This window comes from Bradyrhizobium sp. SBR1B (genome assembly GCF_014198205.1).
GTDB lineage: Bacteria > Pseudomonadota > Alphaproteobacteria > Rhizobiales > Xanthobacteraceae > Bradyrhizobium.
This window is the reverse complement of record NZ_JACIHC010000056.1, coordinates 1-6,182: the sequence shown is the minus strand read 5'-3', so window position 1 is coordinate 6,182 and position 6,182 is coordinate 1. Positions and strand designations below refer to the sequence as shown.

Genomic DNA, 6,182 nt, shown 5'->3' with positions numbered 1-6,182 from the left:
GGGAGCGTCGTTGCTCCGGCGGCCGCGGCCCGCGGTCGACAGCGGAAAGGTAGCAGCTTCCGGTGGCGCCCGCACCTCGGGAACTCGAAACGCGGTTAGGCTGTGAATGCTGATCGAAAAATGCCCCCCATCGGCGTCGTCGGGCCCCCTTCAGGCCATTGATTTCATTGAATTGAAATGATGGGACCCCCACGCCGATCATGGTTGAGACCCCACGCCGCAACACAATCGGTGCGCACTTCGTTACGTACCGCGCGACGGGGACGATCGCGGTCGGTCTGCAATGGGGATCGAATTCGGACATGCGGCGCGGCGATGGAGCCGAAGCCGATTTATCCTTTCCCTTCCATTGCGATATCCAAGTCTCGCTAGACGATCCGCTCAACATGGCTTTCAGCGGGACCGAGTACGCGGTCGATGTGAGTTCGTGGCGAGACGGCATGGCGCCGGACGACAACGATTTCGAAGATTAGCTAGCCGCCCCGCCTTCCCTCGCGCTCTGCACAACGATCTTTTCAAGCCTTCGGGGCGGAGGGAAAGGCTCGGTCCAATGCCTCGGTGAGCGCGCTAAGTCGCCTCTCGAAGTAAGCTAGGGATCGCCGTGTGTGTCTCTCCCACTCGTCCCAGGCCATCGAATGGCCCGGCGGCCGCTCGGGATCATTCAGGATCGACGAGCGCGAGATGATCTGGGTCCTCGTCGCGCGGATCATTCCAACCGTATCGTCTAAGTTGATGTCGGGATCAGGTTTGAACGATTCACTCAGGGTGTAGTGGATGCTTTCCTCGTCGCGGGCTTCGGCTGCATCCTCCATCGCCTGAAGCTTGCCTTCGGAAAGCAGCTCAAACGCAAGCGCATCAATAACTCTCGCTTTCCGTTTTACTTCCCTTTCTTCCTCTCCATCCGGTAGCCAACTTGCGGCCCTGCAAAGCGCGCTGATGAGGCAGTGCGTTGCGCCTAGGGGACGCGCCCGACGACTAGGCGCGTCCCAAGCGCAAACATTCGAAGAAGTTTGTTGGCTTATGGTCGGTCAACGTCGGATGCGCGGTCATGAGTTCATCGATAGGCTCGCATAACCTGCCGGAAATAAGACCGAAAGAGCGCCGACTGGCCCGCCATGGGGGAGGGCATTCGGGCGCCGTCAAGCGCATTCATTTCCTCGATGTTATTGGGCGACAAGATACGTCGGCAGAGATCGTCGGTGACGTCAGGGAAGTGTGGCGAATTTTGCAGCCACGCGGGTGTCACTCTCATGGGTTTGACCGCCGCGAATTCCGGCGCACCAGCGGTGCGAAAGGCGGCTGCGACAAGTGCGGAACAGAAGATGCCGTCGTCCTTTGGCCGGAACCGCGGCGCATCCGGCAGCACCGATGCAACGGCGCGCGGCACCGAATAGCCCTTTGAAAAAAATAGCATCGCAGCGCTTGCGGCCGCCCGCGCGATGGCGGGGGCGGAATAGCGAAGGACACGGATGTGCTTGAGATCGTGAACGAAGCAATTCTGCGCGTTCAGGTTCGTGACCCCGTCGCCGATCGCCTCGATGAGCGTCGGTGACACGGTACACATCAACGCGTGGCTGTAGTTCCCCCGCGAGACGAATGCGATCAGGTTGGACGTCATCTTCCTTTTGCCGTCGCTGCCTCTGCGTTACGGGTCACGATGACGTCGCCGGGCTGCATCGCGTTCGAATCGAGCTTGAACACATGGAGCCCGTCATATCGCGGATTCCTCACAGTCATTCCAACCTCCCGCATGGGGATGTCTCCCGTATGTCGGCTCACTTATGTTATGTCGGAACGCGCAACGGTCTTTCAAGCGCTTGAGGGTCACGCCGCCGAGCAAGAAGATCATGCGGCAGCTCATCGCGCTTGCCGAAGGGGAATTCCGCGCTGAATTGATGTTCGCCGCCGCGACAGGCGTCCGCGCCGGGGAATTACATGCCTTGCGCTGGCGGCACGTGGACTTCGACCGCTGCGAACTCAGCATCGAGAGCCGTGTCGATTCTTATGGGAACGAGGATATGCCCAAGACCGTCGCGGGCCTGCGGACCATCCGCTCGGGGAGGGCATGTTGACCCTTCTTCGCGAGTGGCGCGGCGAGACGCGTTCCCCGGCAAGGACGATCTCATCTTCCCGAACGGGGAGGGCACCTACAAGGATCACGAGAACCTCGTGAAGCGTTACTTCCAGCCGCGGTTTGCCCGATTGGCCGCGCGTGGACGAAGAGCGTCGCAACGAGCCATTGGAAATCTTCAACTGGCACGCGCTCCGGCATTTTGCGATCTCGTGCTGGATCGAAGCCGGGCTCCCGCCAAAAGCCGTGCAGACCTTCGCGAGCCACTCAAGCTTGCAGGTGACATGGATCGCTATGGCCATCTGTTCAAATCAGACTGGCATCAGGCCGTCATGGACAGCATCGCGGCCAGCATGGCCGGGTCCCCCACCCCCATCGCCCCCCGCCAAACCAGCCGTCCCCATCGGATGTTGTTCATAGAAGGCTACACTTATCAGGAGGTTGCGTGGTAATTTACCGATTGTTAGCTGAAGTTCCATATGATACAAAATGTCGGATATAAATATGTTATATCCGACAACTTAGATCATGACCCATGGCTAAGCTCTCGACACAACAGGATCGCGCGATCGCTCTTCTCAAGGAGCGCGGAATCGCACGCCCTTCCGAACTCGCCACCGCAGGCGTCTCGACAGCGACCATTGCCCGCATGAAGCAAAATGGTCTCGTCGTCCAACTCGGGCGCGGTCTCTACCAACTCCCCGACGCGCCCATCGAGACCCACCACTCCCTTGCCGAAGCCGCCAAGCGCGTGCCGAAAGGCGTCATCGCGCTGACCTCGGCGCTTGCCTTCCACGACCTCACCGACGTCATGCCCTCCATGGTCTGGATGGCCATCGGTCCCAAGGACCGCGAACCGCAGGCCACCAACCCACCCATGCAGTTCGTTCGCTTCAACCCCGAGCGGCTTCACGAAGGCGTCCAAATCCATACCATCGAAGGGTGTCCGGTAAAGATATTTAGTCCCGCCAAGACTGTGGTCGACCTTTTTCGCTACCGGCGAAGTGCCGGGACGCGCTATCGTCATAGCACCGGCCTCAATCTCGCACTCGAAGGCCTGCGAGAGGCGCTCCGTACCCGCAAAGCCAAGGCGTCCGAAATCGCGGATTTCGCGCGCAAGGCCGGGGTCTGGAAAGCGATGCAACCCTATCTTGAGGCCATGACTGCCAATGGCTAACCCACCTAAGAATGTCGGCGCCTCGGTTCGCGACCGTCTGCTCACCCTCTCGCGAGAGCGCAAGCAGCCCTTCGATCTCCTTCTCACGCGCTATGTGCTGGAGCGGCTCCTCTATCGCCTCGGCTCCACCGACTATCGCGAACGCTTCATCCTCAAAGGCGCGGTGCTGCTGTCGACGTGGGTCGACAACGAATTCCGCCCAACGCGCGACCTCGATCTCCTCGGCTCGGGCGATCCTGATCCCGACGCGCTGCTCGCGATCTTCAAGGAGATTGCCGCCGTCGACGCGGCCGACGGCGTCGTCTTCGATCCAAAGAGCTTTGTTGTCGAGGCCATCCGCGAAGAAACCGAATATGGCGGTGTCCGGATCAAGGGCAACGCCACCGTCGTCAACGCCCGCGTCCGTGTCGTGATCGACATCGCGTTCGGCGACGCCATCGAGCCCGGTGTGCAGGAAACCGACTTGCCCGTATTGCTGGATTTTCCAGCGCCGAAACTGCGGTCATACCCACGTGAAACCGTTGTCGCCGAGAAATTCCAGGCGATGGTCGCGCTCGGCCTCGCCAACAGCCGCCTCAAGGACTTGTACGACGTATGGGTCCTGATCGGTTCATACAAGTTCGAGGGTGATGCGCTGGCGCGCGCGATCAAGGCGACCTTCGCCCGCCGCAGGACGGAGATTCCGACCGCCCTGCCGGTCGCTTTCACAGCCGCCTTCACCGAGGACGCTGGCAAGAAGGATCAATGGGCAGCCTTCACCAAGCAGGTCGCGGTCGATCCGGGCGCGCTGACGGATGTGGCAAAAGCGCTCGCAGAGTTCTTGATGCCGCGGGCGAAGGAAGCCCTGGCCCTCGAGGACGGCGAGAAGGCGACCTAGCGGGGAAGACCATGATGATCATGCCGAAGATCATCATGATGATCAGCAGCAGCACCAGACGATCAGCATCACGATCATGATCCGCATCGGCACCAGCACGTGCTGGCCGATCACCCACATGCCGATGACCGGCATGATCGCGAATATCGCTAGGCGAAGCCAAACGGTCACCTATATATTTAGCCCTATCCCCTTACCCACCGAGCCTGCCGAGTGCCAAAACGCCCATCTGCCGCTGCCGTCATCGTCACCGCCCTTGAGGTCGAGACGCGCGCCGTCTTGCCGACGTCGTGGTCGCAACCAAGGTCTACGGTTACGAGTCCGGCAAGGACACCGCCAAAGGCTTCCAGCCGCGTCCCGACGTTCAGAACACAGCGCATGCGCTGGAGCAGCGCGCCCGCGTCATCCGCCAGGGAAGCGACTGGAAGTGGCGGCTTGATCCTGCGGTCAAGCACGCAGACCCCGCGTTTTTCGTCACGCCGATCGCGGCGGGCGAGAAGGTCGTCGCTTCAAAAAAGGCCGCCACCGCGAAGCTGATCAAAGAACATTACGGCGATGCCGTCGCCGTCGAGATGGAAGGCAGTGGATTCCTGAAGGGGGGTGCATATCAATCACCCCACGCAGGGCGTCGTCATCCGCGGCATCTCGGACTTGTTGTCCGGCAAGGCGAACGCCGACAAGGCAGGGTCGCAACAGCGCGCAGCCGATGCCGCCAGCGCTGTCGCCTTCGATATCCTTTCAGGGTTGGATGGCGGTGAGGGTCAGGGGCGGAAGGCAAAGCCTGCCTTCCTGCGAAAAACCTCGACCTTCAGCAAGGGTAGTTACTTCACGCAAGGCGAGGTGCTCGCCGAGGTCGGCGTGCCCGACATCGACCAGGTCCGGTTTGCCTTCGCAGGCGCCCCCGATGGCTACATGCGTATCGTTCCCATGGAGCGCCGGGAAAAACCGCTGACGCTGTCGAGCCTCCACGCATGCGTCGATCAGTCCGAAATGATACGGGCAACCGGCCACGGTGGCCTTTCGACGGTGAACGCCTACGGGGCCATCTAATACGATCCCGCGGGCAGTTACCGGATGGGGCCAGCGCCCCTACGATGGGCGACGCAAATCTTTCAGAATGGCGAGCTCTGGAGCCTCACCGATACGGTGATCGTTCGCGAGCGCGCATGGCGCCCGGCAGACATCCCGCTGCGGCTCATTCCCGTGCTTACGCTTGAGCAGGGTTTTTATCGTGCGCTCCATAAGAACGTGCCGTTCGCTGTCGCGCATCTCGGCGTCGATCAGCGCGACATTCGGGGGCCGATCCAATTCGACGAAGCCATCGTGCAATTCGAGCTCGGCTCGGCCGAGGCAGCGGAGATCGACGGGGCGTTGCTGGCCTTCTTCGGGGAAATATTCAACAAGACCGGTTACGCGCGGCCTGAAGGATTGAACAGGTTTCCGCCTGGACCGCCTCGTTCCTAGGCCGCCAAGTTAGCCGCCGGCCTGAAGGAGCGCCTTTCCCTGATTGCAATTTCCGGTATTCTCAACGTATGGGGATAGGCAAGAACCTTTGGTTGATGGCGAAAACAGCCGGCGGACGTCGCGCCTTGAGCCGTCCCGATCTCTTTGCATATTGCGAATCCATGATCCGTCAGCCGCCGGCTCCTGCGGAGTTGGTCCGGGCCATGCAAGATCCGCATGTTCGCTGGGAAGGCGTCCAAATCTCGCTCGTCGAATATTATCGACGCCATTATCTAACGCCGGCCTTGGAGAGGATTGCTTCGGAGCCGACGTGGGAGCGCCAACGCGCCACCTGCCTGCGAGAAATCCTGAACGAGGCGCATTGGGCGAATTGGAAGTATTGCCTCGAGCAGGCCCGAACGCCGTTCGGAAAAGAAATCATCCTTCAGAAATTACGCCAATTGTGGTCGGATCGGACCATTGAGGAATTGCAGCACTATGTCCTGCAATTCTATCTCGTTGACCTTGCCCCCAGATTTTATCCAGTTCTGAGTTCGCTCAAGCCATTGGATTTGCCCAGTTGGGCGGTGGTAGCGACGGGAGCTGGCGCGGAG

At 60.6% G+C, this 6,182-nt stretch carries 11 protein-coding genes; 8 read left to right on the top strand and 3 right to left on the bottom strand.

Translation table 11 applies throughout. The features are described 5' to 3' along the window. Positions 1-200 precede the first annotated feature (200 nt). The gene (locus GGD61_RS39865) at positions 201-473 is read left to right on the top strand and encodes a hypothetical protein (protein ID WP_246786219.1); all 273 of its coding nucleotides are present in this window, start codon (positions 201-203) and stop codon (positions 471-473) included. Between the two features lie 42 nt (positions 474-515). Here GGD61_RS39865 and GGD61_RS39860 read toward each other — a convergent pair whose 3' ends face one another. From GGD61_RS39860 to GGD61_RS41390, 3 genes are all read right to left on the bottom strand, one after another. Continuing rightward, positions 516-812 carry a hypothetical protein gene (locus GGD61_RS39860; RefSeq protein ID WP_183232521.1) on the bottom strand — a complete coding sequence of 99 codons (297 nt, stop codon included), beginning with the start codon at positions 810-812 and terminating at the stop codon, positions 516-518. Positions 813-1,054: 242 nt separating this feature from the next. Beyond that, complete coding sequence (locus GGD61_RS39855) at positions 1,055-1,618, bottom strand: hypothetical protein (protein WP_183232520.1); 564 nt, start codon at positions 1,616-1,618, stop codon at positions 1,055-1,057. After that, positions 1,615-1,737 carry a hypothetical protein gene (locus GGD61_RS41390; protein ID WP_283814600.1) on the bottom strand — a complete coding sequence of 41 codons (123 nt, stop codon included), beginning with the start codon at positions 1,735-1,737 and terminating at the stop codon, positions 1,615-1,617. Before GGD61_RS41390 ends, GGD61_RS39855 begins: the two co-directional genes overlap by 4 nt. A 110-nt stretch (positions 1,738-1,847) precedes the next feature. Between GGD61_RS41390 and GGD61_RS39850 the strand changes: the two genes are divergently transcribed. The 7 genes from GGD61_RS39850 to GGD61_RS39820 all read left to right on the top strand — a co-directional run. Next, positions 1,848-2,072, top strand: coding sequence for a hypothetical protein (locus GGD61_RS39850; protein WP_183232519.1), 225 nt, complete (start codon positions 1,848-1,850; stop codon positions 2,070-2,072). Between the two features lie 13 nt (positions 2,073-2,085). Beyond that, positions 2,086-2,523 carry a hypothetical protein gene (locus tag GGD61_RS39845; RefSeq protein ID WP_183232518.1) on the top strand — a complete coding sequence of 146 codons (438 nt, stop codon included), beginning with the start codon at positions 2,086-2,088 and terminating at the stop codon, positions 2,521-2,523. 83 nt (positions 2,524-2,606) lie between these two features. Beyond that, the gene (locus GGD61_RS39840; protein ID WP_183232517.1) at positions 2,607-3,248 is read left to right on the top strand and encodes a type IV toxin-antitoxin system AbiEi family antitoxin domain-containing protein; all 642 of its coding nucleotides are present in this window, start codon (positions 2,607-2,609) and stop codon (positions 3,246-3,248) included. Further along, positions 3,241-4,125 carry a nucleotidyl transferase AbiEii/AbiGii toxin family protein gene (locus GGD61_RS39835; RefSeq protein ID WP_183232516.1) on the top strand — a complete coding sequence of 295 codons (885 nt, stop codon included), beginning with the start codon at positions 3,241-3,243 and terminating at the stop codon, positions 4,123-4,125. The genes GGD61_RS39840 and GGD61_RS39835 overlap by 8 nt, the downstream gene beginning before the upstream one ends. A gap of 651 nt (positions 4,126-4,776) precedes the next feature. After that, complete coding sequence (locus tag GGD61_RS39830) at positions 4,777-5,175, top strand: hypothetical protein (protein ID WP_183232515.1); 399 nt, start codon at positions 4,777-4,779, stop codon at positions 5,173-5,175. 96 nt (positions 5,176-5,271) lie between these two features. Next, positions 5,272-5,589, top strand: a complete 318-nt coding sequence (locus tag GGD61_RS39825) for a hypothetical protein (RefSeq protein ID WP_183232514.1) — start codon at positions 5,272-5,274, stop codon at positions 5,587-5,589. A gap of 95 nt (positions 5,590-5,684) precedes the next feature. After that, positions 5,685-6,182 (top strand): hypothetical protein (locus GGD61_RS39820; RefSeq protein ID WP_183232513.1); only part of this gene is annotated, 498 nt, incomplete at its 3' end.